Source organism: Marinomonas sp. HM11-D (assembly GCF_057626615.1).
On record NZ_JBMMKT010000007.1, the window covers coordinates 99,057 to 124,405 of the forward strand.

A 25,349-nucleotide genomic window follows, 5' to 3' on the forward strand; every position below is an offset into this window, starting at 1 on the left:
GAAACGTGTTTCGTGGCTTTTGTCACGGGGCCTCTTAATTTTAAAAACATAATAATTGCTAAGAGATTCCCATGTCTAAAAAGTCGATGTATTGGCCGCTCGCCTGCTTGCTTCCTTTGGCAACCTCCACCAGCTTACATGCTGAAAACCTGTCTGGTACGGCTTACAGTGCTGCGTTAGAAGAGCAATTCTTCCCATCAAAAACCTACTTTTTGATGGCGGTGGATAATGAAATTATCAGCAATATTCGTGACCAAGATGTTGGTGCTTTGATTGGTGTGCCTAATATGGCGCCCGCCCATGCTGAAGCTATCTATTATGGGATGCGTAAATCTATGCTTAGATATGCAGCCCGTGCTTGGGACGCTGGGGTGGCGGTTTCCTATGGCAAAGACGTGGGTAAGATGATTGGCTGGTATGATAAATCAGGTGCTAACTCTGATCCCAACGAAGTGCGTATAGTCAATAAGCTGTTGTTGTTTCGCTACGCACAGCAATACGCTGCCTCCAATGAACTGTTGCAGCATTACCATCAAGAGTTAAGCCAAAAAGCCGTGCGCATGGAAGGCAACAGCGTTGCGCACTGTAAGCAGCAAGAAAGCTACTCTGATTACATCTTTTACAAACAGCTAGGCCAGTTATCGGCCAATCCCAATCAGCTGTTCCCTATTGCCGCAAACTACGAGTCTCTGTTCTCTTGCAGCAAGGTGCGCGTGGAATCCATGTTGTCCGCAACCTCGGAATCCATCTCAAAGCATGATATCGCCTTGATGATTAATGTGGCCGAGAATTCCTGAGGTTACGCCTCTACCCCAGCTTTTTCTTAAATCTTATCGACGCCAGCAGGATGCCTATAAGGGTAAAGGCCGTTAACCAAAGGGCATCTTGTTGCAGTACCAGCAGTTCCGCTTCTCTAAGCACAATGGCGCGCACCATGCGGATAAAGTGGGTGGCCGGCAAGGCCTCAGCAATCCATTGCGCGGGTTGCGGCATGGCTTGGTAGGGAAACATAAAACCGGACAAAAGAATCGAAGGTAGCAGAATAAAGACCGTTAGCTGCATCGCTTGCAGCTGGGTTTTGGCAATGGTTGAGATCACCAGACCTAGGGTCAGGCTGGCAAAGATAAACAGCAAGGCTGCGCCAAATAAAGACAGCAATCCGCCGCGAATCGGCACTGAAAACAGTAGGTGCCCCGCCAGTAAAATAATGCTGACCTGAATGAGCCCCGCAAACACATAGGGCGTTATTTTTCCCAGCATTAGTTCAAACGGACGAATTGGCGTATTGATTAAAAACTCCATATTGCCTTGTTCCCGTTCACGCACAATCGCAGCGGAAGTGAAAAGGATCATGGTCATGGTGAGAATAATAGCCAACAGTCCGGGCACGATATTTACCACAGAACGTTGCTCAGGGTTAAACCACTGCACCACTTCAAAGGTCACAGGACTTTGCGCTGTAACCGAATGGCTAACATCATCAAGCGGCATGGTGCGTAAACTGCGCACTGTCGCGGCGATTAGGGTATCGGAACCATCTACTAACCATTGCCCAATCGGTTCGCTTAACACATTTGCCGAGCGCAGGGCAATGCGTCGCTCTAGGTCGTGAGGCAAGATTAAAACCGCCTTAATATCACCACGAACGATGGCGTCACTGGCGGCTTGAGGGGAATAGTACGTTTGCTGAAAATCCACCGTTTGGCTGGCTTCAACCGCTTGTATCAGCGTGCGGCTGGTTTGGTTCTGGGCATAATCCACCACCCCAGCTGGGATATGACGAGCATCGGTATTGATGGCATAGCCAAACAAAATGAGCTGCACCAATGGAATCATCACAATCATGGCAAAGGTGACCCGGTCACGGGACAGTTGCTTGAGTTCTTTCAGAGCGACCGCCCAAATTCTGGCAATACTAGCCCACATGTCGACCTCCGGTGTTGGCGACAAACACATCTTCTAAGCTCGGACGTACTTGGCTAAAGCTGTGTTCTTGGCTTAGAGACTGCAGCAACTTTTCCGGTTGCGGTTGCTGGTGACTGACTAAAATGCGTAAGCGCGTACCCACTTGCGCCGCAGAGAGAATATATTGATGGCTGGTTAGTTGTTGTTTGAGCTGGCGTAGTTTGGCGCCTTCGGTCTCAAACACGGTCGCGGGCATCTCGTTCATCAGTTGTTTTGGCGAGCCGTCGGCGCGCTTATGGCCATTTTCTAAAATGGCCAAGGCATGGCAGCGTTCCGCTTCGTCCATATAGTGGGTCGAGACCAGGATGGTGGTACCTTGATCACTTAAATCGAACAGATGCTCCCAAAAGTCGCGGCGGTTTTCTGGGTCCACCGCAGAGGTTGGCTCATCAAGAAACAGCAGCTCTGGTTGATGCAAGGTGGCGCAGGCTAGGGCGAGGCGTTGCTTTTGGCCACCGCTCATGGAACCTGCTAATTGCTTGCTGAGAACCTCTAACTCATACAGCTTCATCAGTTCTTGAATACGGGTTTTACGTTGCTTACGAGAGAGCCCGTAAATGGTTGCCACAAACTCTAAGTTTTCTAATACGCTCAAATTATCGTACAGGGAGAACTTCTGCGTCATATAGCCAAGACGTTGTTTGAGACTTTCTTCGTGATGCTTAATCGGCTGACCTAATAATCTGACTTCCCCTGCCGTAGGTTCTAACAAGCCGGTCAACATACGAATCGCAGTTGATTTACCGCAGCCATTGGGGCCAAGAAAGCCGTAGATAGTCCCTTTTGGAATACTGAGGTTAAGTTTATTTATGGCCAAGTTGTCAGCAAATCGTTTGCTCAGACCATGGCATTCGATCACCGCAGCTTGGCTCATGGCAGATGTACCTCAAGCGCTGTACCCACGGGAACGTTTTCGGCGTTTGCGACATTGATTTTGGCTAAGTACATTAGTCGCGCACGTTCTTTCTCATTCAAGGCGTAGTAAGGAGTAAAGGCCGGTTTACTTCGCACAGTACGCACTACACCGGAAAATGGTTGCTCAAAGCCATCAATGTACACCTCTACTTTCGTGCCGGTTTGTAGTTGACGGCGCATGGATTCGGGTAAATAGACCTGAGCGTAGGGCTGGCCATCACTTATTAAACGAAACAGCTGCGTGCCTAGCTGCACAGAATCCCCTGCATGCCAAGGGGAACTGTCGATCACGCCTGCTATAGGGGAAGTGATGCGATAGTGAGAGAGACTTTCTTGAGCAATATCGACCTGCGCTTGCGCGGCTTCCACTTGCGCTTGGCGTTGCGCCAAGACCTCTTCACGGGCACCATTTTTAAGCTCGAGCCATCGCTGCTCCAATTGCTCCGTTTGCGCTTTGGTTTGATCCCGTACGGCACTGGCGTTGTCCAGTGCAGCACGGCCAATGGCACTGGCGCGGTAGAGTTCTTGGGTGCGTTGTAACTGTAACAGTGCCTCTTTGTCGTTGGCTTGCGCCCCTTGCCAAGCGGCATAAGCGGACTCGATCTGCTCACTGCGGTTGCCGTTTTTCGCTTCACTTAAAGCGGCTTGGGCCTGTTTTAGCTGTGCCTTGGCCAAGGCTAACTGAGCTTGGCCAGCGTCATCTTTAAACTGCAATAACAGCTGACCTTGAGTGACGGTTTGCCCCTCTTCAACAGGTAAGGCAAAGATAGTCTGGCTGACCATGGCATTGAGCGTCAGGCTATCACGCTCCAAGGTTCCCAATGCAATATGCTCCGCGTCCGGCTGACAACCGCTCAAGAATAAGGCGCCACAGATCAGCGCAATGGACAAACTAGGGTGGCGCATGCAGGCCTCCATTTCAGGCGTTTCATTATTATTTCCAGTTATTGACTATAGCGCTAAGCGAATAATGGGTCATGTTGTCGATACGTTTACGTCTAGCTTGGCTGATATGAATCGATGTTTATTACAGCGTTGAGCCTTCGGTTGATTGTTTATACGGCCAAGATAAGCGAAAATAGCCGCCAATTCCTATTAGCAAAACCCTCTGGCTGTCATCAAGTCCCTAAATGGGACTTTTTGTTTGGCGCTCAGGTGGTGGACATACAAAAGAGTTTTTAAATGGCTGACCAGCAATTTCTTGATCAAGTAAACAAACGACGCACTTTTGCGATCATTTCCCACCCCATTGATTGCCCATAAGTCAGACCATGTCAAAGCATGACATAAACTTGCTATAACCCGCATAAAACCTATATTCTCCCCATATTCAGGCGTGACACACTAGGACATAGTGAGACAGCATGAGACAGAATAAATGTGTACACAGGTGGGTACATAAAAACGGGTTTTGTACTCGTTTTAAAATATGTACACACCAATCGCTTGGGGAGGCGGTATGGCACTTACAGAATCATGGCTCAAAGCCAATCATAACAAGGCGCGCGACAAGCTAGAGGTCAAAACAGACCGTGACGGTTTAAGCGTTCGCGTATCGCCCAAAGGCAAGATCACCTACCAACTCAGATACCGCTATGACGGCAAGCAATCGCGTGTCGATGTCGGCACCTATCCGCTCACAAGCCTGAAAGACGCCAGAACCAAAGCCCAAGAGCTGAGGGCTAAACTTGAAGGCGGCCATGACCCGAGAGTCGTTAAGAAAGTCGAGCGGCTTGAAATAAAGCAGGCAGTTACACTAGAGCCTGTTTTTGAGCAGTGGTACCAATCCTATTGCATTAAAAACAAAAAGAACCATGCCCAGATAAAACGCTCATTCGAGATATATGTTTTTCCAAAGCTGGGCAATGTGCCGGTTGATCAAATACCGCTGTCGGCTTGGATGGCAATTCTTGAAAGACTGGTGGCAGACTCTAAACCGTCTATCGCTGATCGTATTCTTACGAACACAAAGCAGATGATGAAATGGGCAATGCGGCGCCAGCTTGTACAAAATAACGTCCTATCAGATATCAATGCTAAGCAGGATTTGCAGGTTGAAAAGGGCGTATCAGAAAGGGCGCTAACCAGTGAAGAGATTAGGTACTTGTGGCAGGCATTGGACGGGTCACGCATGGCGCCAAAGAACAAAGTATTCATTAAGCTATGTCTATTCTATGGCTGTCGTAATGGGGAAATGAGGGTTGCAGAAAAAAGCCACTTTGACTTTGAAAAGGGTATCTGGACGGTGCCAGCTGAAAACCACAAGCTGGGCGCGAAAACCAAAAAGCCACTATTGCGGCCAATCATTCCAGAGATCGAACTGCTGATCAAAGAGGCATTTGCACTAAGTGCATCTGATCGTTTTGTATTCACAAATTCTGGGGATAACACTGTGATGAGTCGCAGTGCACCGCTGCAGTTGCCATACAACCTGATGCAATGGCTACGCCGTCACCAAAAGTACGAGATGGAACACTGGGCAATGCATGACTTGCGCCGAACCATGCGAACACACATGGCCGAGCTAGTCCCGCCGCATGTGGCAGAAATCATGCTAGGGCATAAATTGCCAGGTGAATGGCAGACTTATGACAAACACCATTACCTAGAAGAGCAGGCGGAAGGGTATGCCAAGTGGTGGGATAAGATTGTAGAGGTAGTAAGTTGCTAATGAGGGCTGAATATGGACGTTAAAGAATTCTACGAAAGACTAATCAAGCTGAAAAAGCAGGCGATACCAGGTCTGGATAATTTGGAAATGACTGATGGTGAGGTTGGCCCGTGGTGCAATTGGTTATCTGAGATAAAAGAATCAAGCGATGGTGTAGAGCTGGTGTTTGGTGACGGTAAAGAAAAGGTGGAGATAGATGAAGTGATCGAAAGATTTAAACCGCTTCTGGATACTATCCCCACTGCCAAAGTGGTGAGAATGTACAAAGGAATGTATGTGCCGATCACGAAAGTGTATGAAGATGTGCCGGTGTTTGTGATTGATTGTTATGATCCATCGCCGCGCTGATAGTTGCCCAGTGTGGACCTGAAATATGTTCTTCCATGTAGACTTCTGTCTCTGGGTGTGATTCGAGCGTTAAAACGATAGTGCGAAAGCCGCTGCCAAATACAGATTTTAGTGATTCTTCAATGGATGCAACCGTAGAAGTAGGCACAAGTAGAACAGACTGCAAAACGTGTGCGTCATATTCTGTCGCTTCGCGTGGCTTGGAGGGCTTCATACGCATAAAGCCTTGAATGCCAAGGCTAGCGCAATGCTCATTGTAAAAGTTGAGCCATGTTTGCATCATTTCGCCTTTGTTATGTTGGCCAGCATTTAGGGTATCAAGCGTTGGATGGGCGAAGCCAAGCAGCCATGTGTGTGAAGCTAGGTCAGTGTTTTCGATCATGTTGTGAAGCTGATTGATTAGTGTGTTCATAGTGTGATTACCAGTTAGCTGTGTCAGTCATATCGATGAGTTCGGGTTTCCAGCTGTCGCCCAAAGAGATTATTTTGTTGTGTGTTTGAAGGTCATAGATGTCGCCTAGCCAGCCACTCTTTAAGCATGGATGATGGTTGTTTATATATCGCTCGTATCTGCCTGTTTGCGTGTTGATCAGCACGGGGGTGTACTGGTAACCATCGTTTTTCTTGAACCGTTCAACGATTTTCACAATTAGTTCTTTGGCTGTATCAATGTCAGTTACCGTATTTGCAAAGCGTTCGTCGGTTGTAAAGTTGACTTCATAGCGGCGGCGGAAGTCGACGCGGCTAGGTTGGCGGACATAGTGAATGTCCGTGTGATTTGGTGCGAAAAGGTATCCGATTTTGTACATGTTAAGCTCCAAAAAAAGCGCCCGTAGGCGCTTGGGGGTGTTGGTTTAGCGTGGTGTGTCCCAGCTGCCGTAGCTTTGCGGTTGTCCATATGACTGCGGGTGTGGTGCTTGGCTAGGGTGTGGTTGCTGTGGCTGGTGGCTTTGCTGTTGTTGTTGGTCCCAAAACATCATCATTTTCAGAGAGCCATTTGAGCCGATCGGCAATGAGTCCAAGTCGATGCTGATTTGTGGTGGTTCGCCTTGTCGCTCGGCTGGCCACATGGTTGCGCGGCCAAGAGTGGCGTAGCGCGCTTTCATCTTTGGCTTTTTGGTCTGTTGGTCGATTTCGTTTGTTGCATAGTATTCAGATGCGTAGCAAACGCGGCCTTTGGCTAGTGGTTGGTTGCTCGTGGCGATTCCTTAGTGGTTCAGTTTGTTTAGTGCCACGCGTACACAGCGTGGGCAGGTTTGTAGGTAACGGGCGCGGAGATCGGCAGGTAATTTGCCGAAGGCGCTTAACTTTGTGGAGCGGATAACGCTATAATCAAAATCAGACATAATGCTTACCTTTGCTTGGTTTAGTTGATGTCACGCCGTTTGGGAGGTCGGATTCCTAAACGGCTTTTTCATTTCTAGGCCTTAGCGGCCAGACTCTCTTCCCAACGAAAGATCGCTGTATCAGCCCACAAGTTGTGGGTACCACTTGGGCGAAAAGTCGGTTGTGGCATTGGGTTCTTCTCGCGTTCCATCCAGCGGTGCAAAGTGCGCACGCTGCATTTAAAGCGCTCGCATAATTCCTTAGATGTGAAGTAATGGCTCACCATTTCAGCGGCGAAAGTGTCGTTTGGTGTGGTGGTTTGTGCTTGCATGGTTAATTTCTTCAAAAATAAAAAATGTGACATGTCACGCTTACGCGCATTTGTGTGCTGTGAACTGGTTTTGCTGTTCGATCAAAGCGAGCAGGGCAAAGCGATTCCAAGCGATGCGGCATTCGCGGTCCAAAAGGGCGGCGCAGTAAAGTGACATTGGATTGGTTTCTAGGGTGTAGGCGATGAATAGCCACCAGGTGCAGTAGATCGCATTGACAGATAAATCCTTAAAGGCTTGGCAATCTGCATTGCCATCGAAGGCAAAGAACTCTGCTACATGGCCAGCAAAGCGAGGATCGATGATACTGGTAGCGTATTCCTGAAAGCGTTCGTTATTTCGAGCGGCTTTGAGTAGAGAAAGGTTTTCCGGTTTAAGTTGCTTTTTCATGGTTCGTCCCTATCTGTCCGTTAGTGTCCGGCGTCGTTCGATAAAACGAACAATAGAGGCGAAAAAAAGTATTGTCAAATACTTTGTTTTATTTTTAGAACGGCATTTGTGGTGGGGGTGGTGCTTAGAACTTCACTTTTGCTTCTTTGACGACGCCCACAATTTCGCAGTTGCCGTTGATCGGAATGGTTGGGTAGGTAGGGTTTAGGGGCTTTAGAAATTTCATGCCGGCATCGATCACCAGCTTTTTGAAGGTGGCTTCGTCCGTGCCTTCCAGCTTGGCAACTACTAGCTTGCCGTTTTCGGCTGGGATCTCTGGATCCACTAAAATCAGGGTGCCTTCTGTGATGCTGGTGCCATGTGTTGAAGTCATACTGTCACCAACAACGCGTAACCAAAAGGCGCTATCGCTTGCGCTGCTTGGGGCGTCCTCCCATTCAACATCATCACCCAAGGACCTGTAATCAAGGGCTTCAGTCCAAGCGCCTGCTTGTACATGGCTTAATACTGGAAGTGACTTTGTATTGTATTGCGTTGGGGCTTCGGTCACGTTTCGCGTAATGGGGGTGTTGGCTGTGTAGTCCTTCCCAGTCAGAAGATATGTTGTTGTGATTTTAAATATCTTTGCCAACTTATCTAAGTTTTTTCCGTTCGGAGTGGTTTTGTCTTGCTCCCAAGATGCGACAGTAGATGGTGAGATACCGTCTAGCAATCTACATAATCCACGAATAGATAAGCCTTCCTTCGTGCGCAGTGTGCGTATTAGTTCGCCTGTAGTCATGATCTCACCTGTTCGACTAATGAAACATTAATTATAGGAATAAGTTGACATCCAATTCTCGAACAATTAGTGTTCGATTTACAGAACAGCACAAAACAAAACAGAACACACAGTAAGAGGTTGAAGAAATGTACAAAAACAAAGTTGTAGATCACTTCGGGACTCAGTCTGCAGTTGCAAAGGCGCTGAAAATTGCGCGTTCGTGCGTGTGTGGTTGGGGGGATGTGATCCCAGAAAAACACGCGCTGAAATTGGAGCGACTAACAGAGGCGGATCCAAAGGGGCAGCTTAAGTACGACGAAGCGCTATATCAAAAAAATACTGATGTCGTTGCGGCATAGCAAAGTTAAAGACGGGAGCTATAAACAATGGACCAACTAGACCAAGCAATCCACGACATCGTTCATAAATCCGACTTATCAGCGAAGCAGATCGCTGACCGACTGGGCATGTCTCACCAAACGCTGATCAATAAGGCTAACCCAAATGCTGAGCAGCACAGAATGTTTGTGCGTGAGGCATTCGCTATTCAACTGATCACTGAAAATCATGCTGTGGCTGACGCAATGAAAGCCATGCTGGATGCACATGCAGAGCAGGAGAAGCCTGCCAGTATTTTGGAGTGTGCACTAAATGCTGCCAAGGAAAATGGCGATGTGATCGGAGCAGTGCAAGCAGCATTGCTTGATGGTCACCTAACCGAGCGCGAAAAGTCGGACGTGATGCGTGAAATCGGCCAAGCAATCGATGCATTGGAAGCATTGAGCAAAGCGGTATTGGCTACCAAGCCAGTTATGCATTTGCACAAACTGGGGGCTTAGTCGTGGAAGAAATCATTCAGAAAGTGGAAGAGCTAGAGGCGTATTTATCTGGGCTTGATCCTATGTACCGTGGCGTTGCGGAAACCGCTGTTGAAATCGTAAGCGGCGTATTTGCCAAGCAATTGAGAGCGCACAACGAAAACTTGGAAGAAAGCCAGAAAACTCTAGCAGAGCATAGCCGCTGGTTGGCCAAAAATGATAAGCGCCTAAGTCGCTTAGAGCGTGAATTGGCTAATTCAAAGTTGCGCATTCAGCAATTGGAAGGCGAGCGAGGTGTGGTATGTCACTGAGCCCAAACCGCGACCAAGAAATCATGTCATTTGAATCGGTGCAGGCTGAGCTAGCCGAGCCAATGGAATGTTATTCGTGTGGCTGGAAAGGTGTGCGCCTAGATGTGATCACACTGTCTTCTATCTGCAGTCCAGTTGATTGCTGTCCTGCTTGCAGCAAAGCGAGCGTTTGGGGTGAGAGTGAAATTAACGAGATCAAGCAGAAGTGGGCAGAGTTTGAGGCGGCAAAGAGTGCGGCCTTCTCTGATGAAACAGGCCAATTTCAGGTCGATGATTATGACCACATGCCTTTCTGACCAAACGCCGCTTGATGAAAGCCGCCTCCAACTAGCGGCCTTCATCGCGCACCGACCACCGTTAGCCATCGCCAAATACCTAACGGAACACTACATCGCAGAACACAAAGCAACACACGGAGCGCGTTATGTCCAGCAATCCAACAACTCAATTAAACACCCCCAAAGCCATTCTATTCACGTTTGAAACCGCTGAGATAAACATCTGTAAAGCCATCGCCAAGCATTGGATGAAAATGTACACCTGCCATGAGATCGACCGTGGTTTACAAGTGGGCTTCCACTTCTTAACCGTTTGGAATCCGATTTTTACGCTGGAGAAGATTGAAGAGCGCTGCGCATTTCGTACTGACAAAGTGCGAAAGGGCGGTTATGCGTTTGACCTAGGTTCTCAATTGAACGTTGAGCTGTGTGTATACGAACTGGAAATGTTGCATGAAATGGTGAGTGCAGCGGTTGAAGTGCGTTTGAACCAATTCATGTTATTGGATCAAGGCACCATGGCCGATGTTATCGGGCCTTACCTAACTCAGTCATGGGCAAGCAGTGTGGCGGCTAAGCGATTAATGGAAAAGCTGGACGTGCTGAAAAACCTAGCGGGGTTGTTCGCTGGGCATTCTGCGTACCAATCAACGTGTATCAACGTGGCTCAAATGGAAGGCGTGGAATATGCAGCTTGATTTGATCAACACGCCAACGGCTGGTTGTATTGTATGGCGTGATGAACTGTTGGAAACCGTCTATGTAGACGATGCCAAATGGCTGCGCGGCAAGCTGGATGAACTGGACAACTCGCTAGGCTATGTCAAAGCCAATACGTGGTTGCGTAACCATATCGAGCGTTATCAATTGCTGGGCAAGATTTCTTTTATGCGTCCAACTGTGTCAGCAAATGCCGAGCGTATCGCCAAGCGCATGAACCAAGCCGCCGCAATGGATTGGTTGCGTTCAGTGGTTAAGCGCATGCACTTCTGTGACAAGCTGATCACCAGCTTAGACGGTGAAGAGTTAGCGAGCTGGGCGGAAGGCAAAAGCCACCGCTTTGAGATCGATCTAATGGAAATCTCACTAGAGCTAGGCGAAGAAAAAGCCCGTGAATTCGTGTGCATTGAAATGCGTGAAGTAGGCTATGCCTTTGACGGTGAAGACGACCCAGAGCGCATTGTCGGTATGGCGGCGCGCATGATCACGCCGGAGTGGTGGATACGTCTGGCCAAGAAGCAATGGACCGTCGTGGAAAACATCCTACGCGAGTGCGGCGAAGTGCACCGCGCGGGTTCTCCTTACGTGTCGTACTGGACGCTTAACAAATTCCGCAAACAGAAAGACGACAACCGCGCTTTTCTGGAAAGCATGGAAGCCACTAACGACCTTGGCCAAAGCTTTACGCTTGCCGAGTTGTCAGATAAAGGCGTTTCTAATCCTGTTAACCGCCGTCATGAACTAATGGTGCGCATTCGTGGCTGTGAAGAGCTGGCCACGGAAATGGAACACGTAGGCCTATTCCTTACCGCGACTTGCCCATCTAAGTATCACGCTGTGCATGGGTCGGGTCATCACAATAGCAAATTCCATAAAGCAGGTTGCCCAACGGTGCGAGAAGCCAATGCCTACTTGGTCAATACCTTTGCTTTGTTTCGTTCCTACTGTAAGCGTCATGGCATCTTGTTCTATGGCGTGCGAACGGTTGAGCCACACCACGACGGCACACCGCACTGGCACCTGATGCTGTTTATCAACAAAGATCAGCGTGATGCTTTAGTGGCGGCATTCACTGAGTATTTTTTGCGTGAAGATCGTGAAGAAAAAGGCGCGGAAGAAAACCGCGTCGAAATCGTGGATATGGATCCAGCTAAAGGCACGGCGTCTGGTTACATCGCTAAATACATTGCCAAAAACGTAGATGGTGAATACATCGATAGTGATATTGAAACAGGCCGCAGCGGTAAAGACACAGCCGAGCGCATCACCGCGTGGGCTCGTCGTCACCGCATACGCCAGTTTCAATTCGTGGGTGGTGTATCGGTTACGGTTTGGCGTGAACTGCGCCGCCTAAAGATCGACAACGCACCGGCTAGCTGTATCGACATTTACCACGCTGCTAACCGTGCCGACTGGAAACAATTCATGAACCTGATGGGCGGTCCATTCGCTGGCCGCAATCAAACCCTAAAAACTCACTACGTTGAAAACGAAGAAAACCAATACGGTGAAATCACAAAATCAATAAAAGGTGTTGAAACGCTGATCGATGTGGTGACAACGCGCCTGTATGAATGGACCGTGCAGCGCAAAGGGTCTGATCGTTTAAAGAGCGGCGAAGCCGTCTCTTCTTGGACTCGTGTCAATAACTGTACGGACTCGCAAATCCGTTGTGATTTCGAGAAACCCAAACCGGTAAAACCGCAATACAGTGGAGTGCCGGAAGAACGGCTAAGGGCATTTGCCGCCCATGCCCTAAATCCAGACATATTACCGGAGGTGGCCAATGGCTTTTCGCATCGAATGTCCGAATTGCAGTAGTAAAGCGATCATTTCAAACAGTAACGACGTAGCCGCGGGGATGCCTGGCATCTTTGTGAAGGACTTGTATTGCCGATGCACCAACGTCCAGACCTGCGGCGCAACCTTTGTGGTGAAAAGCAGCTTTAGCCACTACCTAAACCCACCGCAGGCGGGCGTGTATGAAATGGCCCGCGCACTGGTGGAACAGAAAGAAAAACAAATGAAGTTGGTGTGATTCGATCGAGCATATACAAGCCGGTCTATGTGGTACCTGCAGCATAGACCGAAACAGCTATGAGCGATCGCAGCATATACAAAAGTAACTATGGGAGCAGCTAAGGCGATGAGCTATCTAGGATCAAAAGCAGCAAGTGGGGCATTTCAGGCAATCATTGCCAACATGCCACCGCATGATACCTACATAGAAACCCATCTAGGCAGCGGAGCAATTATGCGCCGCAAGCCAAAGGCGGCTAGAAGCATTGGTATTGATATCGATGAAAGCGCCTTGGCTTTGAACAGCTACGAAAGTACCGAGCTGCATTGTGGTGATGCCGTTGAATTCTTGCAGGGGTTCGATTTTTCAAGCGCTGGGCGAGTTCTAATTTACTCTGACCCGCCGTATGTGCTGTCCACCAGAACATCAAGAAACCGATACAAGCACGAATACACAGATGCAGACCATGTACGCCTATTGGATACCCTGAAAGCGTGCGCAGAAAAAGGCGCAATGGCTATGGTGTCCGGTTACCCATCGAAATTGTATGAACGCCTGCTGGACTGGCGAAACATTGAGTTTCAAGTCATGACGCGGGGCGGTGTAAGAACTGAAAAGCTTTGGTTTAGCTTTGAAGCGCAAAAGGTCAGCTGGGCAACCTACGCCGGTGAAAACTTCACTGATCGTCAACGCATCAAACGAAAGGCTGAAAGCTGGGCGCGTAGATACGAGGCACTACCAGAAATGGAGCGCATCGCCATTTTAAGCGAAATCCTAAAACGAGAGTCAGCAGCATAGTCGAAGCGCACTATGTGGTACCAACTGCAGCACAGTCGGGAATGACTATGTGGTACCAACTGCAGCACAGTCAAAAATGACTATGTTGGCCACGATAGACGAAGGCAACTATGCCAGATGGAGTTATCGAGTATAGACAGCGTGATCTATGAGCGATCGCACGTAATGAAGATTTGAGGTGTGACATGTCACAAAAGAAAAAATCAGCGGAAGCAATCAGAAAGCAAAAGCAACGCGAGCGCGAAGCGGAAAAGTACGCCGCTATGGATATCAAAACAGTATCGGCGCAGCTATCCAGCAACGAACGCAAGCAACTGGACGAAATCCGCCACTTTCACGGTGGGTACGACGTCAGCGAATGCCTAGCCACACTGATCCGCCGCGCACACCAGAACATGCAGGAAGTCAAAGCCAACATCGAACCGTGCGAATTCTGCGGCGAGACATGGCCCAACACCTGCGAAGGAAAATTCAAAGGCCGTGGGGAATGCTTCCTCACACACAAAAAGCGCGCATTAGCGCTGTAGAACGAAAAAGCGCCCTAGTTGGGCGCTTTGCTTATTTTGACCAGTATATATTTATGAATTCATCAACATCTTTATCTAAGTTATGCGATAGAATCTGATTAGTGCAGGAATTAACAATTGTCAGGGAATCATTGTTATCTATGGTACTTTCAAGGAAGTTCATTATTTCGGATAGGTTCTTGTCTGAACTTAAATACCAAAAAGATTCCTGCACACGAACACTATGACCTAAATAGCTAATCGATTTTGATAACTCTTCGTAGCTCTTTTCAGGGCCATTAAGGTCGTATGATATAAAATAGTTATTAGCCATTGCGCTTCCTCAATTTCTCATATTCTTTGTAAAGACCTGTCTTAACTCTAATCGCCTTTGAGTCATTTTCATATTTAAGAAATTTGCATTTTTCGGGGGTTGGGCCATAGTGCATCATTTCTAAGTCAAACTGATCGCTGTTGTCTTTTATGAAAAAACCGTGCTTTTTAAAAAAAGGAACCGTATCACTATGTGTCTCTAGTGTGATATCGCTATCTCCTGCAAGAGATGTTGTTATTTGCTTTAGAAGAGTGGAACCATAGCCTTTTCGTTGATGTTCCTTTGGGACAGATAGTATATGAAGATATGGAGCACCTAGTTTACCATCAAATTTTTTTATCAGAAGCGCTAAGGCTAAGATGGCTTCATTGTTCACTAGAGCAAACATTTGTCCTGCGCCTGTTTTAAGGTAAATCATACAGTCAGAAAAAAACTCAGGACTATTTTTCTCTCCGTAAACTTCACCTAGTGGTTCAGCTGCCATGTAGGCTATTTCCATTAACTTTGACTCTGAAAAGTCACGTGCTTTAATTTCTACGATATTCATATATTCTTAATCCAATACTTCTCGGTCATAATCACCAGCGGGTGACCGCTATCCCTTAGCTCTATGGCTTTTTGAATCTTGCGACCATAGCTGGTCGAAATCCAGTCAGGTGACACCTGAGTACCAATAATCAAACAATCTATTGATTTGGATACATCCTTTTTCGTGGTGGCACCCAATGCTTGGGCAATGGCTTCTACTTCCTTACGGCTTCCTTTATCAAAGGTGCCAGTAAAGCAAATCCGCAGACCATCGTGGTTAAAGTCTTCCGGTTCAACGGCTACAAAGTGAAGCGGGTGCACGTCAGTACTGCCCGTTTGCATAAACTGGCTACCGGTGATCTGCTTGAAAAGCTCCAAAAGTTCAGCCGCCTCTTTTGTTGTCATTTCTCTATCTAAAAAGGGGAGCAGGGCTTCACTAATAATATTGATTGGGTAAATTTCGAAAAGCTCAGGTCGATTGCCAAGCCATTCCATTAGGTAGTCTAGCTCCTCTTCCTTAAGGAGGTCGTCAGCGGCAATACCACTGACAATACCTAGACATTCATTGACTAGATCGGTGTCTTTTTCGTGAGTGACGACTTTGAACTCTATGATGTCACTGATCAAAGCGGTTAGGTCTTCCATCTCGTCGGCATCGATCTTGCCGTCTTTTAGTATGTCGGTTACCAGGTCGAGTAGGTCAATACAGTCAGGATCATCGCGTAAGTGCTTTTGTGATCTTAACCATGTATCTAGGAAAAGGAATTCGGCTTCACTTAATTGCTGATCTGCAACCAAGCCTTGTAGGATGCCGTTAAGAGAGTAAACGGCTTTGCGTTTGTTGTTGGCTAAATGAAAATTAGTAGCGGTGCTATTTTGCATACATCCTCCTTAATGTTAAGGAGGACTATACGCGCTAAGCCTTAAAAATAAAATTGTGACATGTCACGCCTGCTTACCATTCACCAACCAACGTGGCTCTTTAAACTCAATGCGGCCGCGCTGTGGCAACACATCGTTTAGCTCTTCCCAGATCGCTTGCATCGGTAGCACTTCGGAATCGTAGTAAACCTCGCGGACATTCTGCAGGTTGCCATGGCCTGCGGCATTCACTGGCATGATCGATGCCAACGCCGCCGGTACACGGTGCAAGTTCAAAATGTCCTGCTGGGTCACTTCTTTGATCTTGTCGTATTCGTCCTTGTTACCATAGTCACCAACGGGGATCAGCTGAATGCGGTCCTTAGTGATACCAGGTTTACCACCCACCATCGACGACATATTTAGATACATGCTGCGGTAGTTGCCTGGTCCCTTAGTGTTGGCAATGGCCTCTTCGATGTCAGCCGCTTCGCCATCATCCAAATCAAACGTGACAAAAATGTAGCCAGCGTGGGCGCCGTTTTGGTAATAGCGACGGCGAAACAGTGTGGCCGCTTCCCCCAATAGAATGGATTGCACACCCGCGAAATAATCCGGCACACCGTAAATACTTTGGCGTACATCTGTGCCTTTTAGATGAATGATGTCCTGTGCGGCGTATTCCGTCATGGTGCCTTTGTTATCCAGCAACCAGTAATTGTTATCCGTGCCTACGCGCATATTGATGGCGGGTAAACGAACATAACGATTCACACCACCAAGCCCGTTGCGGATCGCTAAGAAGTAAGCGTTTTCAAAGACAAGATAATCTTGAAACGCCGCGCGGATTTCCTTTCTATCGATTAGTGGGTTTTCTTTCCAGTTGGCCAGCAGCTGATTGCGCTTGAATGCCAGCGCGCTGGCGTGGGTACCATTAGCGGACAGCACTTTGGATAGACCGGATAGACTGACAGGCGGGATGTAATACAGCGAGTTATAGTCCGCAAAAATCCCCAGATAGTCAGTAATGCCGCCACTTAGCGCCGGTTCTGGATCGCCAAAACTAAACGCCCGCGCCTTAGCTGGCTGGGTAGTAGCGGGTAGGGTTTCCTCTACACGGTTGAACTCACCTTCGATGGTGGCGGGTAAGCGTTGACGTGGTTTAGTGTTCATGGTTCGGTATCCTCTAGCCAATGGCTAAGCGTGTTTTGCCGCGCTGTGTTTCGGCTTTCTTCGATTTGGTGAATTGGAGTTCGGCTTTCATGGCGTGGAAGATCGCCCATGCAATATCTGCGTGGCCAACTTTGCCAGTGCGTGCGGCGCCGTAAGTGAGCGTCCCGCCGTGGGTTGTGATTTGCTTGATCAGCATTAAAGACTGTGTCGCTTCTTTATTGCCAATATCGTATTCAAAGCGTCCGCCATCGATCAGGCGTTTTGCTCGGGTAACGAGGTCTGTCTTCTCGGCTGGGTTATAGGTGATTGGCACCAAGTGGCTAAGCTGCAAGTCTAAACAGCATTGGTACGTGTCCCAACCAATGCCGGTGGTATCAATACCACACCATGCCACGTTGTAACGTGAATAAGCCTCTTTGATGCGCTCGGCTTGGTACACCGACGTAACGCCTTTGAATTGTTGGGTTTCGATCACACGCCACTTTTCACCCGCATGCAGTGGGATCAGTAGTACAACCAATGCCGCGTTATCTCGCACACGGCTAGGATCGTAACCAATCGCAACAGGGCGGTTGCCCACTGGCGATGTGCTATCAAAATCAACATCGGTCCATGCGCTGTACGCATCCACCATACATTTCTGCAGCGTGGTGAATGGGAATACCGAATCGTTATCGTCAATGAATTTACAGCCAAACAAGTTGGCGTAGTCTTCCTTGCTGTACTCGGCTTTAAGCTCGGCAATATCGAACAGGGTACAACCGGCTTTCTCGGCATCTTCCACCGTGACCAGATGACGCCATATTTTGTCGCCACCCAGTGAGCCTTTTTTAAGCGTCTTATCTGATAGATCGATTTCGACTTTCTGCGCCTTGGATCGGCCTTTGTTGAATTTCTCACCAGACCAATGCTCATACGCTGGGTGCTGCAAGCTGGATGGCGTAGAGAAATAGGTACGACGCCATTTCTTATGGGCTGCCATACCGGATGCGACTTTTTGCAATTTCTCATAACCATGGATCCAAAACACTTCATCGATGTAAAGGTGTCCATGGTAACTCTGTGCAGTGCTGGCGTTAGTGGATAAGAAATACAGTGTGGCCCATGTTTTACCGTCCTTAGTCAGCTCGATAAAGTCTTGGCCTTTCAGCTCAATTTCAAATGTATTGCGAGCGAATGCCTGAATGTAAGCCTTGAATACTCGTGCCTGATCTTTCGATGCCGATAGGAATATTTGGTTTTCACCGTTCTTACAGGCGTCTTCAAATGCTTCCCACGCAAAGTAATAGGTCGCACCAATCTGGCGGCTTTTCAGAATGAAGCGGTTACGACGTAGGTCTGGGTCGTGGGCGACTGATCGCCACAGCTTTTGATAGTCGAATAGGTTTTCGTGGGCCCATTCGTCAAACTTGGATAGATCAATCTCACTGATATCGTTTTTAGGTTTCGCTTTGCGGCCTTTATTATTGCGGCGGTTTGCTCGGCTTTGGGCACCGGCTACCGCGTCGGGTCGGCCTTCTTTCAGTGCTTGGGCTTCGGCCATGACTTTTTCAGCTTTGGCCAAGTCCTGCTTGAGCGAGCCAAACGCCTTACATAGTGATTCCAGTTCTTTTAACTCTGCTGGGGTTTTGTTCTCTCTATTAGATAGCGTGGCAATGCGGCGGCTAATTTCAATCTCAGCCGTGTCGTATGCTCGCAGTTCTTTCCAGTTAAATTTCTCTATCCAGTTGAATACAGTGCGCTCACTGACATTTAAGCGTGCGGAAATCTCCGAGGGTTTGTGTGCCTGGATAAATAATAAACGTGCATAGTCGATCGTTTCTTGAGAATGTGCCATGAGCCCATCTTAACGACCCACCAAACACCAAATAACTCTAATAATTACAATTAGTTGCGAATGTTTAAAAATCGCAATTCTAAACAATTCACCTGCTTGAGAGCGCCCACCTAGCCGCATATCGTTTAACCACTTAATGACGAATTCAACGGTACAGGTGTTCAAAAATGGCGAAAGAATCAGGCTGGTTTAAGGTCGCAACAGCAGGTAGCACGGTAGATGATCGAGAGATTAAAACCGAGTGGCTGCAGGACATGGCCGAAACCTACGACACGGACGAATACACTGCCAGCATCTTTCAAGACCATATTTCTTGGATTGGTAACTACGGTCGCGTGACGAAAGTCAAAACCGAAACAGATACCAAAGACCGCCTATGCCTATTTGTGAAAGTCGAGCCAAACAAGCGCTTGATTGAACTTAACAAAGAAGGCCAAAAGCTATTCACCAGCATTCAAGTGACAGAAAACTTTGCTGGTACGGGTAAAGCCTACTTAACACACCTAGCCATCACCGACACGCCAGCCAGCCTTGGCACTGACCGCCTAGAGTTCAGCGCAGGTAACGAAACCAAAAAGCTATTCGCTCAAGGCGAAGCGGTCACCATCGAATTCAATACATTTTCAGACGAAGAACTGGCCGCAGAAGTAGAAAAGCGCCCAGGCTTTTTCAAACGCTTTTTTAGCACTAACTCCCCAGAGCAGGAAAACGACATGAGCAACGCAGCACTAGAAAAACTGCAAACGCAATTCACTCAGCTGAGTGAGCAAGTTGCAGCGCTATCAGGCACTAAGGGCGATGAAGAAACGCCGCCTGATAGCACTGACTATTCACAGAAAATTGAAGAGCTACAAGGCCAAATCGAAGCGCTGAAAAAAGAAAACGGCGAATACAAAACGCAGGTAGAGGGCGTTGATCAGTTGCAGAAAGACTTTGCCAAGCTGCAAAGCGACTTCAACGAAGCGCTGAAAGATGCCGGTACGCCACCGCCGAAAAGCAAGGGCGAAAGCCAAGATACAGAATTCGATCTGTTCTAAAACGCAGCGTCTGGGGAGCCGCTAAAACACGAATTTAACAGGATGGGAAACTAGATGAATTTATCCGCAACAGGTCGTATTCGCTTAAACGGTTACATGAACCGTTTGCACGAAAAGGCAGGCGTTAAGCAGGGTGAGCAATTTGAAGTCACGCCAGCAGCAGTACAAAAGCTATTTCTAAAAGCCGTAGAGGATGGCTTGCCATTCCTTGGCAAGATCAATGGCAACGTGATGGTGACAGAGCAGGTTGGTAAAAAACTTGGCCTATTTGTCACGGGCTTGATCGCTGGTCGTACTGATACCAGTGCAAATGGTGAACGTGCTGCGCGCAGCTTGCATGGTCTAGACGAACATGGGTTTCACTTGCGTCAGACCAATGCTGACGTGGCATTAAAGTACGGCATCGTTGATCAGTGGAAGCATGTTGATGAAGGCAAGTTTGCTGAAATGTATGCATCGGCTTGTCGTATGGCGATTGCCAATGACCGCTTGCGTATTGGTTGGTACGGCACATCGATTGCCGCAACCACTGACCCAGTGGCAAACCCAATGGGCCAAGACGTAAACAAAGGTTGGTTCCAGAAAATCCGCGAAGAGTCAGCAGAGCAGATCGACGATGGTGCAATCACTGTTGGTGCGGGTGGTGATTACGCCAACCTTGATGCGCTAGTGCGTGCCATGAAAGACAGTATCGATCCGATTTTCCGTAATGATCCGCGCTTGCGTGTGTTCGTCGGTAGTAACTTGATCAGCCTAGCTGAAAACAAGTTTTACGAAGCGGGTGGAGAGAAGCCAAGCGAGAAACGCCATTTGGATGGTGGTCGACTGCTGGATACCTACGGCGGTTTGCGTGCTGAGACGCCGCCGTTCTTCCCAGAGAACGCCATCATGATCACGTTCTACGAGAACCTTTCTATTTATCGTCAAGAAGGCTCATGGCGTCGTCACATCATCGACAACCCGAAGAAAGACCAAGTCGAAGATTTCAACTCATTCAACGAAGACTATGTCGTCGAAGAGTACCGCGCAGTGTTCGCGGCCACCAACGTGACGGAATACGTTGCACCTTAGGTAGGAACTGATCAAAGGCTTACCAAAGAATACTTGGCCTAGCTGAGTGTTCTTGAATAAGCCAACGGGGGAATCCATCACATGAGCGTAATCCAACAACGCCGCGCGGCAAAGCTGGCGGCGAAAAAGAAGCAAGCAGAACAACAGCAAGCCGCTGCTAAAAAGCACGCGGAACAGACCAAAGCAGAAGCCAGTGCAGCACCGGCTAAAAAGCCATCCAAGCTACGCCAGAAAATGGCTAAAGCAACGGACCAGCAAATCAAAGACCTAGACCACAAAGTCGATGGTTTGGAAGGTCAAGTGGACGACATGGACCACGACCTAACTGAAACGCAAGGCAAAGTTGATCAGCTAGATGATCAAGTGAGTGATCTAGATGGCTCAATTGATGAACTAAAAGACGAAGTTAGTGAACTGGATAACCGTGTCACTTCACATGATGACGACATCAGCGAACTACGCGCACGCCTAGACAGCGAAGAAGGCACCGGCAACCCAGAGCTAGAAGAAGCCAAAGAAACCGTGGCCAAGTGCATTGAAGAAACACGCACTATCGAAGACATCGCAGACCGCGCACCGGTAAAAGCCGAAGCCGTCAAACGCCTAGAAGCGTTCGTGATGAAGTACATCGAAAGCGCAGCGGCTTACCCAAATATTGCCGCCGTCTGGTTCATGATCTGGCTATTTGATCTAGCTGACATCCCACGCGCGGTGAATGTAGGTTTGTACCTGGCAAAGCAAGGCATTCACAAAATGCCAACGCGCTTTAACTCAACCATTTACACCTACATTTGCGACAACGTCTATGACTGGGCCAAGGCTGAATTGGAAGCGGAACGCTCCGCTGGTCCATACCTGCAGCAAGTGGTCGAGGCCATGGAGGCGCAAGGCTGGGAAGTGCCAATTGTCGTGCGGGGCAAGATGCACGCCATGTTGGGTAAGCACCTTGAAGCGCTTACGGAATATAAAGCCGCGCTTGATGAGTATGAAACCGCTATGTCGATCAATGATCGTGCAGGGGTGAAAAAGCGCATCGATGCGATGAAAGCAAAGCTAAACATCAAAGATTAACCAGCTCCCCAAGCGACACAGGCAACGGCTGAGGCGTAGTCGTCATGGCAATGACCATAAGCCGATTGCCCTGTGTTTTAACAAATAGGAGAGAACGCCCATGAGTTTAAACGGCATTACAGGCAACACGACCAGTACCGAGATTATCGTGAATGCCCATGCGTTCTTTCCTGATATCGAAGTGCAGGCGTTTATCGACATCTACCGTCTGCCAAGCGAATACAAAGAAGTAACGCTGGTGCAAGAGCTGAAAACAGCCATGTACCAAATCAACGAAGAGCTGATCGACTACGTGTTGATCCTGCAAAGCGTTGACCAAGTGGCAACACTGGAAGAACACAACGAAACCCTAAGCCACGCCTACAAAACAGCGGTGATGGGTAAGGCGCGTTCTGGCCTGATCAAGTATTTCGAGACAGCTAATCGTAAAGCTGCGGCTGAGATCCAAGGCGAGCGCGGCGAAGTGATCAAGGACGTTTGGACCGAAGCGGCACACGCGGCCATTGACCAGGTTAGCAAAGGACTAATGGACGCAGCAGCAAAGCTAGGCGCACTGGGTAAGCGTCACCACGCCAACGGCTTTAGGGCATCGACCATATGAAAAAGTTTGGCCAGCTCACCATGTTTTTACGTGACAGCGGAATGATCCAAACCAACAAGATGGATCAGTGGGTGGAAAACATCCAACTGCGTGGCAGCGGCAAGTACGACGGCACCAATGTGCTGCTGTACACCCAGCAATACCGAGCGGTGTTCTCTATCGAACACTACGCCTACAAACGGTATCCGGTAGAGCAGTTATTCGCTCAGTTGGTGACATGGTTGGGCGAAAACGACGACCGTAGCGAACTGGACGACCCAGACCTAAACATCGATGTGGATGTACTGGACAACGAAACCGCAGACATCGAAATCACGCTGCAGTTTGAAGAAGACGTTTACATCATAGAAGCCGAGGGCGGCAACATCACCATGAGCGGCAGAACATGGGGATTAGCGGACCCAGCCTACGACATCGCAGAAAACGCACAGGTCGTAAATGGCGAGTAGCGGTTTAAGCGCTTTTTGGAAAGGTGAAGGCGCACTGGCAGCGGAATTGAAACTGCTGACGTTGCCAAGAGAGCGACGCAAACGCGCACTGGGGCAGGTTGGCCGAGAAGTCAAAAAGCAAGCCAGAAAGAATGTGCGCAACCAAGCCAACGTGCGAGGTCAGCGATTTGCTGATCGGAAAAAGAAAAGAACCAAGCAAGGCCAAATGCTAAGCGGCTTTGTGAAAGGGAGAAACATTCGCCAACGATCAAAAGAAATGTCCGTCACCGTGGATTTTAGAAACCAAGTGATGGGCAAGATGGCGGCGGCTCACCAAGAAGGCCAAAAAATGCAAATGCGGGCGCGGCCAATGACCGCCCAGCAAGTGAACGAATGGAAAAACGAACCGGCCACCATGGCCCAAGCGCGGGAAATCCTGCGCCTAGGTTGGAGCGGTTCACGTCGAAAAGACGGCAAGCGGAAAAAGATCAGTCGCAGATACATCACTGAGAACCTAACGAAATATGAGGCGCTTGGTTTGCTGTATGAGCTGAAGGGGAGAAAGGCAGGAAAGAAAGCGTGGTCAGTGGATTTACCAGCCCGCGAGTTCTTCCCAAATGACGCCCAATGGGTAAAGCAGATGGCCTTCGAGGTCATCACCAAAGAGATAAATAGAGGCTAATCATGGCATTAGGCAAGGTAAGTGTAGAAGCGGTGGACTCGGGTAGCGGTGGCTTTACAGAGCCAGAACGCCAGCTGATTTTCATTGGTACTGCGACAGCAAACAAGGGCACGGTGCAATACATCGACCAAACCAGTGATTTGGACGAAGTATTAGGCGCCGATGATAGCTCGCTAAAAACCATGGTCAATTTGGCCGGTTTAAATGCGGGTACCAACTGGACCTGTGTGGCCATCGTATTGGCGGATGGTCAAACGTGGTCGGAAGCATTCAACAATGCCATGGACATTAACATCGTCTGTGAAGGCGTGGTGGTGTGTGATGCGCTACCGGATCAAGCATCCGTGAATGATCTGATCATCGCCGTTGCCAATGCTGAAAACGAATACGCACGAAACATTTTTATTATGGGCCGCTGCGCTCCACTGGGTGAGCTCGAAACATGGGCGCAGTTCATTGCGCGTTTTGATGCCATGCAAGACGGTATCGCAGCAGATGGTGTCATGTTGGTGCCAGATGTATGGGACGGCTGGCTAGGTGTGCTGGCGGGTCGCCTATGTCACGAATCACAATCCATCGCAGATACACCAATGCGCGTGGCGTCTGGCTCTATCGTGGGCTTTGTTTCGCTGCCAGAAGACGCAGACGGTGTGCAATTCAACATGTCGCACGCCAAAGCATTAAACGACGCGCGTGGTTCAGTGCCACAAATCTACGCAGATTACGACGGCATCTACTGCAGTGACGGTATGACGCTCGCAGCAGAGGGCAGTGACTTTGCCGTGATTGAAAACCTGCGCGTGGTGAACAGCGTGAAGCGCAAAGTGCGCATTCTAGCAATCAAAAAGGTCGGTAACCGCCAGCTAAACAGCACCGCTGCGTCAATTTTATCGCACCAAACCTACTTTATGCGTCCGTTGATCAACATGTCCAAATCGTTTGTTTTGGGTGGCGTGCAAATGCCTGGTGACGTTAAGCCGCCGCAAGACGGTGATGTGACCATCACTTGGTTAACTCGCACAGAAGTGGCAATCGGCATCATTGTGCGTCCATTCAACTGCCCGAAATCCATCAAGGCTTACGTGGCTCTTAACTTAACTGGAGACTGATCATGACTCAGCATATTTCGGGTGCAGATGTATATGTAACTGTCGGTACTACGCTGGTGAAGATCAACCAGTTTACCGTTTCGATTGAAGACGGAATGAGCGCAACCACCACGCAAGGCGTGACAAATGGTTACGTGGGAGGTGCTACCACAGCTAGCGGTGAAATCCGTGTGGATACCGAAAACTTTAAGCTGATTGTTGCTGAGGCTAAATCTGCTGGATCGTTCCAGCGCTTAGAGCCGTTCGACATTATTGGTCTAGGTAAAACGGTAGACCAAGAGCTTAAAGTAGCGGTATTCGGCTGCAAACTTACTGTTTCTAGTCTGCTGGATGCTAATGGCGAGGGTGGCTCAAAACTAGAGCACACCATTCCTTACCAAGTAACGGATTCTAAGTTTATCGAGATCGACGGTGTGCCGTATCTGGATCAAGACCGACTAACCGAGCTAGGACTGTAAG

Annotated in this window: 33 protein-coding genes and 1 pseudogene; 20 read left to right on the forward strand and 14 right to left on the reverse strand. The window is 48.7% G+C overall.

All coding sequences use genetic code 11. From position 1 onward, the window contains the following. Window positions 1-71 precede the first annotated feature (71 nt). A complete protein-coding gene (locus ACOSVP_RS11510) occupies window positions 72-797 on the forward strand; it encodes a hypothetical protein (RefSeq protein ID WP_487347651.1) in 726 nt (241 codons plus the stop codon). Window positions 798-807: 10 nt separating this feature from the next. Here ACOSVP_RS11510 and ACOSVP_RS11515 read toward each other — a convergent pair whose 3' ends face one another. The 3 genes from ACOSVP_RS11515 to ACOSVP_RS11525 are packed head-to-tail and all read right to left on the reverse strand — an operon-like array spanning window position 808 to window position 3,786. Then, complete coding sequence (locus tag ACOSVP_RS11515; RefSeq protein ID WP_487347652.1) at window positions 808-1,926, reverse strand: ABC transporter permease; 1,119 nt, start codon at window positions 1,924-1,926, stop codon at window positions 808-810. Further along, entirely contained in the window at window positions 1,916-2,839 is a 924-nt protein-coding gene (locus tag ACOSVP_RS11520; protein ID WP_487347653.1) for an ABC transporter ATP-binding protein, read from the reverse strand. Before ACOSVP_RS11520 ends, ACOSVP_RS11515 begins: the two co-directional genes overlap by 11 nt. After that, entirely contained in the window at window positions 2,836-3,786 is a 951-nt protein-coding gene (locus ACOSVP_RS11525; protein ID WP_487347654.1) for an HlyD family secretion protein, read from the reverse strand. The genes ACOSVP_RS11520 and ACOSVP_RS11525 overlap by 4 nt, the downstream gene beginning before the upstream one ends. Window positions 3,787-4,339: 553 nt before the next feature. Here ACOSVP_RS11525 and ACOSVP_RS11530 point away from each other — a divergent pair. After that, window positions 4,340-5,551: a tyrosine-type recombinase/integrase gene (locus ACOSVP_RS11530; RefSeq protein ID WP_487347655.1), complete on the forward strand. Its 1,212-nt coding sequence runs from the start codon at window positions 4,340-4,342 to the stop codon at window positions 5,549-5,551. Window positions 5,552-5,563: 12 nt separating this feature from the next. After that, window positions 5,564-5,899 (forward strand): hypothetical protein, encoded by a 336-nt coding sequence (locus ACOSVP_RS11535; protein ID WP_487347656.1) that lies wholly within the window; start codon window positions 5,564-5,566, stop codon window positions 5,897-5,899. Here the strand turns inward: ACOSVP_RS11535 and ACOSVP_RS11540 are convergent. The 7 genes and pseudogenes from ACOSVP_RS11540 to ACOSVP_RS11570 all read right to left on the reverse strand — a co-directional run. Next, window positions 5,835-6,311 (reverse strand): hypothetical protein, encoded by a 477-nt coding sequence (locus tag ACOSVP_RS11540; RefSeq protein WP_487347657.1) that lies wholly within the window; start codon window positions 6,309-6,311, stop codon window positions 5,835-5,837. The two genes, ACOSVP_RS11535 and ACOSVP_RS11540, sit on opposite strands and share 65 nt — an antisense overlap. A 7-nt stretch (window positions 6,312-6,318) precedes the next feature. Next, the gene (locus ACOSVP_RS11545) at window positions 6,319-6,708 is read right to left on the reverse strand and encodes a hypothetical protein (RefSeq protein WP_487347658.1); all 390 of its coding nucleotides are present in this window, start codon (window positions 6,706-6,708) and stop codon (window positions 6,319-6,321) included. 45 nt (window positions 6,709-6,753) lie between these two features. Continuing rightward, window positions 6,754-7,005, reverse strand: coding sequence for a hypothetical protein (locus tag ACOSVP_RS11550; RefSeq protein ID WP_487347659.1), 252 nt, complete (start codon window positions 7,003-7,005; stop codon window positions 6,754-6,756). Between the two features lie 314 nt (window positions 7,006-7,319). Further along, entirely contained in the window at window positions 7,320-7,556 is a 237-nt protein-coding gene (locus tag ACOSVP_RS11555) for a hypothetical protein (protein ID WP_487347660.1), read from the reverse strand. Window positions 7,557-7,596: 40 nt separating this feature from the next. Beyond that, a complete protein-coding gene (locus ACOSVP_RS11560; protein WP_487347661.1) occupies window positions 7,597-7,944 on the reverse strand; it encodes a hypothetical protein in 348 nt (115 codons plus the stop codon). A 124-nt stretch (window positions 7,945-8,068) separates the two neighbouring features. After that, a complete protein-coding gene (locus ACOSVP_RS11565) occupies window positions 8,069-8,494 on the reverse strand; it encodes a LexA family protein (RefSeq protein WP_487347725.1) in 426 nt (141 codons plus the stop codon). 42 nt (window positions 8,495-8,536) lie between these two features. Next, a pseudogene (locus ACOSVP_RS11570) lies at window positions 8,537-8,725 on the reverse strand (helix-turn-helix domain-containing protein); the annotation flags it as partial. Window positions 8,726-8,853: 128 nt separating this feature from the next. Here ACOSVP_RS11570 and ACOSVP_RS11575 point away from each other — a divergent pair. From ACOSVP_RS11575 to ACOSVP_RS11615, 9 genes are all read left to right on the forward strand, one after another. Next, on the forward strand, window positions 8,854-9,066 hold the full coding sequence (locus ACOSVP_RS11575; protein WP_487347662.1) for a Cro/CI family transcriptional regulator: 213 nt from the start codon (window positions 8,854-8,856) through the stop codon (window positions 9,064-9,066). 27 nt (window positions 9,067-9,093) lie between these two features. Next, on the forward strand, window positions 9,094-9,546 hold the full coding sequence (locus ACOSVP_RS11580; RefSeq protein ID WP_487347663.1) for a phage regulatory CII family protein: 453 nt from the start codon (window positions 9,094-9,096) through the stop codon (window positions 9,544-9,546). Window positions 9,547-9,548: 2 nt separating this feature from the next. Continuing rightward, the gene (locus ACOSVP_RS11585; protein WP_487347664.1) at window positions 9,549-9,836 is read left to right on the forward strand and encodes a hypothetical protein; all 288 of its coding nucleotides are present in this window, start codon (window positions 9,549-9,551) and stop codon (window positions 9,834-9,836) included. Continuing rightward, window positions 9,827-10,132, forward strand: a complete 306-nt coding sequence (locus tag ACOSVP_RS11590; protein ID WP_487347665.1) for a hypothetical protein — start codon at window positions 9,827-9,829, stop codon at window positions 10,130-10,132. Before ACOSVP_RS11585 ends, ACOSVP_RS11590 begins: the two co-directional genes overlap by 10 nt. Window positions 10,133-10,260: 128 nt before the next feature. Next, window positions 10,261-10,812: a hypothetical protein gene (locus ACOSVP_RS11595; protein WP_487347666.1), complete on the forward strand. Its 552-nt coding sequence runs from the start codon at window positions 10,261-10,263 to the stop codon at window positions 10,810-10,812. Further along, the gene (locus tag ACOSVP_RS11600) at window positions 10,802-12,655 is read left to right on the forward strand and encodes a replication endonuclease (RefSeq protein WP_487347667.1); all 1,854 of its coding nucleotides are present in this window, start codon (window positions 10,802-10,804) and stop codon (window positions 12,653-12,655) included. The genes ACOSVP_RS11595 and ACOSVP_RS11600 overlap by 11 nt, the downstream gene beginning before the upstream one ends. Continuing rightward, entirely contained in the window at window positions 12,621-12,872 is a 252-nt protein-coding gene (locus tag ACOSVP_RS11605; protein WP_487347668.1) for an ogr/Delta-like zinc finger family protein, read from the forward strand. The genes ACOSVP_RS11600 and ACOSVP_RS11605 overlap by 35 nt, the downstream gene beginning before the upstream one ends. Before the next feature lie 108 nt (window positions 12,873-12,980). Next, entirely contained in the window at window positions 12,981-13,652 is a 672-nt protein-coding gene (locus tag ACOSVP_RS11610; protein WP_487347669.1) for a DNA adenine methylase, read from the forward strand. A gap of 185 nt (window positions 13,653-13,837) precedes the next feature. Further along, window positions 13,838-14,179 (forward strand): hypothetical protein, encoded by a 342-nt coding sequence (locus tag ACOSVP_RS11615; RefSeq protein ID WP_487347670.1) that lies wholly within the window; start codon window positions 13,838-13,840, stop codon window positions 14,177-14,179. Window positions 14,180-14,484: 305 nt separating this feature from the next. Here the strand turns inward: ACOSVP_RS11615 and ACOSVP_RS11620 are convergent, their stop codons facing one another. The 4 genes from ACOSVP_RS11620 to ACOSVP_RS11635 all read right to left on the reverse strand — a co-directional run bounded on the left by ACOSVP_RS11620 (window position 14,485) and on the right by ACOSVP_RS11635 (window position 18,891). After that, window positions 14,485-15,039, reverse strand: coding sequence for a GNAT family N-acetyltransferase (locus ACOSVP_RS11620; RefSeq protein WP_487347671.1), 555 nt, complete (start codon window positions 15,037-15,039; stop codon window positions 14,485-14,487). Beyond that, window positions 15,036-15,902: a BRCT domain-containing protein gene (locus ACOSVP_RS11625; protein WP_487347672.1), complete on the reverse strand. Its 867-nt coding sequence runs from the start codon at window positions 15,900-15,902 to the stop codon at window positions 15,036-15,038. Before ACOSVP_RS11625 ends, ACOSVP_RS11620 begins: the two co-directional genes overlap by 4 nt. A gap of 63 nt (window positions 15,903-15,965) precedes the next feature. Beyond that, complete coding sequence (locus ACOSVP_RS11630) at window positions 15,966-17,054, reverse strand: phage portal protein (RefSeq protein WP_487347673.1); 1,089 nt, start codon at window positions 17,052-17,054, stop codon at window positions 15,966-15,968. A gap of 13 nt (window positions 17,055-17,067) precedes the next feature. Beyond that, window positions 17,068-18,891, reverse strand: coding sequence for a terminase large subunit domain-containing protein (locus ACOSVP_RS11635; RefSeq protein WP_487347674.1), 1,824 nt, complete (start codon window positions 18,889-18,891; stop codon window positions 17,068-17,070). Window positions 18,892-19,058: 167 nt separating this feature from the next. On the opposite strand from ACOSVP_RS11635, the gene ACOSVP_RS11640 reads away from it, so the two are divergent. The 8 genes from ACOSVP_RS11640 (at window position 19,059) to ACOSVP_RS11675 (ending at window position 25,348) form a co-directional block, all read left to right on the forward strand. After that, window positions 19,059-19,928: a GPO family capsid scaffolding protein gene (locus tag ACOSVP_RS11640; RefSeq protein WP_487347675.1), complete on the forward strand. Its 870-nt coding sequence runs from the start codon at window positions 19,059-19,061 to the stop codon at window positions 19,926-19,928. 54 nt (window positions 19,929-19,982) lie between these two features. Beyond that, on the forward strand, window positions 19,983-20,999 hold the full coding sequence (locus tag ACOSVP_RS11645) for a phage major capsid protein, P2 family (RefSeq protein ID WP_487347676.1): 1,017 nt from the start codon (window positions 19,983-19,985) through the stop codon (window positions 20,997-20,999). A gap of 81 nt (window positions 21,000-21,080) precedes the next feature. Beyond that, a complete protein-coding gene (gpM, locus tag ACOSVP_RS11650; protein WP_487347677.1) occupies window positions 21,081-22,070 on the forward strand; it encodes a phage terminase small subunit in 990 nt (329 codons plus the stop codon). Between the two features lie 100 nt (window positions 22,071-22,170). Beyond that, window positions 22,171-22,671: a head completion/stabilization protein gene (locus ACOSVP_RS11655; protein ID WP_487347678.1), complete on the forward strand. Its 501-nt coding sequence runs from the start codon at window positions 22,171-22,173 to the stop codon at window positions 22,669-22,671. Beyond that, complete coding sequence (locus ACOSVP_RS11660; RefSeq protein WP_487347679.1) at window positions 22,668-23,120, forward strand: phage tail protein; 453 nt, start codon at window positions 22,668-22,670, stop codon at window positions 23,118-23,120. The genes ACOSVP_RS11655 and ACOSVP_RS11660 overlap by 4 nt, the downstream gene beginning before the upstream one ends. Beyond that, the gene (locus ACOSVP_RS11665) at window positions 23,110-23,781 is read left to right on the forward strand and encodes a phage virion morphogenesis family protein (protein ID WP_487347680.1); all 672 of its coding nucleotides are present in this window, start codon (window positions 23,110-23,112) and stop codon (window positions 23,779-23,781) included. Before ACOSVP_RS11660 ends, ACOSVP_RS11665 begins: the two co-directional genes overlap by 11 nt. Before the next feature lie 2 nt (window positions 23,782-23,783). Beyond that, the gene (locus tag ACOSVP_RS11670; RefSeq protein WP_487347681.1) at window positions 23,784-24,890 is read left to right on the forward strand and encodes a DUF2586 domain-containing protein; all 1,107 of its coding nucleotides are present in this window, start codon (window positions 23,784-23,786) and stop codon (window positions 24,888-24,890) included. 2 nt (window positions 24,891-24,892) lie between these two features. Continuing rightward, complete coding sequence (locus ACOSVP_RS11675) at window positions 24,893-25,348, forward strand: phage protein (RefSeq protein WP_487347682.1); 456 nt, start codon at window positions 24,893-24,895, stop codon at window positions 25,346-25,348. Window position 25,349 lies beyond the last annotated feature (1 nt).

Bases quoted from the DNA above. Each gene is read 5' to 3' on its own strand.
- ACOSVP_RS11605 (WP_487347668.1), top strand. From the start codon at position 12,621: ATGGCTTTTCGCATCGAATGTCCGAATTGCAGTAGTAAAGCGATCATT.
- ACOSVP_RS11635 (WP_487347674.1), bottom strand. From the start codon at position 18,891: ATGGCACATTCTCAAGAAACGATCGACTATGCACGTTTATTATTTATC.
- gpM (WP_487347677.1), top strand. From the start codon at position 21,081: ATGAGCGTAATCCAACAACGCCGCGCGGCAAAGCTGGCGGCGAAAAAG.
- ACOSVP_RS11660 (WP_487347679.1), top strand. From the start codon at position 22,668: ATGAAAAAGTTTGGCCAGCTCACCATGTTTTTACGTGACAGCGGAATG.
- ACOSVP_RS11590 (WP_487347665.1), top strand. From the start codon at position 9,827: ATGTCACTGAGCCCAAACCGCGACCAAGAAATCATGTCATTTGAATCG.
- ACOSVP_RS11575 (WP_487347662.1), top strand. From the start codon at position 8,854: ATGTACAAAAACAAAGTTGTAGATCACTTCGGGACTCAGTCTGCAGTT.
- ACOSVP_RS11600 (WP_487347667.1), top strand. From the start codon at position 10,802: ATGCAGCTTGATTTGATCAACACGCCAACGGCTGGTTGTATTGTATGG.
- ACOSVP_RS11530 (WP_487347655.1), top strand. From the start codon at position 4,340: ATGGCACTTACAGAATCATGGCTCAAAGCCAATCATAACAAGGCGCGC.
- ACOSVP_RS11580 (WP_487347663.1), top strand. From the start codon at position 9,094: ATGGACCAACTAGACCAAGCAATCCACGACATCGTTCATAAATCCGAC.
- ACOSVP_RS11655 (WP_487347678.1), top strand. From the start codon at position 22,171: ATGAGTTTAAACGGCATTACAGGCAACACGACCAGTACCGAGATTATC.
- ACOSVP_RS11630 (WP_487347673.1), bottom strand. From the start codon at position 17,054: ATGAACACTAAACCACGTCAACGCTTACCCGCCACCATCGAAGGTGAG.
- ACOSVP_RS11560 (WP_487347661.1), bottom strand. From the start codon at position 7,944: ATGAAAAAGCAACTTAAACCGGAAAACCTTTCTCTACTCAAAGCCGCT.
- ACOSVP_RS11640 (WP_487347675.1), top strand. From the start codon at position 19,059: ATGGCGAAAGAATCAGGCTGGTTTAAGGTCGCAACAGCAGGTAGCACG.
- ACOSVP_RS11545 (WP_487347658.1), bottom strand. From the start codon at position 6,708: ATGTACAAAATCGGATACCTTTTCGCACCAAATCACACGGACATTCAC.
- ACOSVP_RS11550 (WP_487347659.1), bottom strand. From the start codon at position 7,005: ATGAAAGCGCGCTACGCCACTCTTGGCCGCGCAACCATGTGGCCAGCC.
- ACOSVP_RS11535 (WP_487347656.1), top strand. From the start codon at position 5,564: ATGGACGTTAAAGAATTCTACGAAAGACTAATCAAGCTGAAAAAGCAG.
- ACOSVP_RS11625 (WP_487347672.1), bottom strand. From the start codon at position 15,902: ATGCAAAATAGCACCGCTACTAATTTTCATTTAGCCAACAACAAACGC.
- ACOSVP_RS11540 (WP_487347657.1), bottom strand. From the start codon at position 6,311: ATGAACACACTAATCAATCAGCTTCACAACATGATCGAAAACACTGAC.
- ACOSVP_RS11610 (WP_487347669.1), top strand. From the start codon at position 12,981: ATGAGCTATCTAGGATCAAAAGCAGCAAGTGGGGCATTTCAGGCAATC.
- ACOSVP_RS11525 (WP_487347654.1), bottom strand. From the start codon at position 3,786: ATGCGCCACCCTAGTTTGTCCATTGCGCTGATCTGTGGCGCCTTATTC.
- ACOSVP_RS11675 (WP_487347682.1), top strand. From the start codon at position 24,893: ATGACTCAGCATATTTCGGGTGCAGATGTATATGTAACTGTCGGTACT.
- ACOSVP_RS11615 (WP_487347670.1), top strand. From the start codon at position 13,838: ATGTCACAAAAGAAAAAATCAGCGGAAGCAATCAGAAAGCAAAAGCAA.
- ACOSVP_RS11670 (WP_487347681.1), top strand. From the start codon at position 23,784: ATGGCATTAGGCAAGGTAAGTGTAGAAGCGGTGGACTCGGGTAGCGGT.
- ACOSVP_RS11595 (WP_487347666.1), top strand. From the start codon at position 10,261: ATGTCCAGCAATCCAACAACTCAATTAAACACCCCCAAAGCCATTCTA.
- ACOSVP_RS11645 (WP_487347676.1), top strand. From the start codon at position 19,983: ATGAATTTATCCGCAACAGGTCGTATTCGCTTAAACGGTTACATGAAC.
- ACOSVP_RS11555 (WP_487347660.1), bottom strand. From the start codon at position 7,556: ATGCAAGCACAAACCACCACACCAAACGACACTTTCGCCGCTGAAATG.
- ACOSVP_RS11620 (WP_487347671.1), bottom strand. From the start codon at position 15,039: ATGAATATCGTAGAAATTAAAGCACGTGACTTTTCAGAGTCAAAGTTA.
- ACOSVP_RS11510 (WP_487347651.1), top strand. From the start codon at position 72: ATGTCTAAAAAGTCGATGTATTGGCCGCTCGCCTGCTTGCTTCCTTTG.
- ACOSVP_RS11520 (WP_487347653.1), bottom strand. From the start codon at position 2,839: ATGAGCCAAGCTGCGGTGATCGAATGCCATGGTCTGAGCAAACGATTT.
- ACOSVP_RS11665 (WP_487347680.1), top strand. From the start codon at position 23,110: ATGGCGAGTAGCGGTTTAAGCGCTTTTTGGAAAGGTGAAGGCGCACTG.
- ACOSVP_RS11515 (WP_487347652.1), bottom strand. From the start codon at position 1,926: ATGTGGGCTAGTATTGCCAGAATTTGGGCGGTCGCTCTGAAAGAACTC.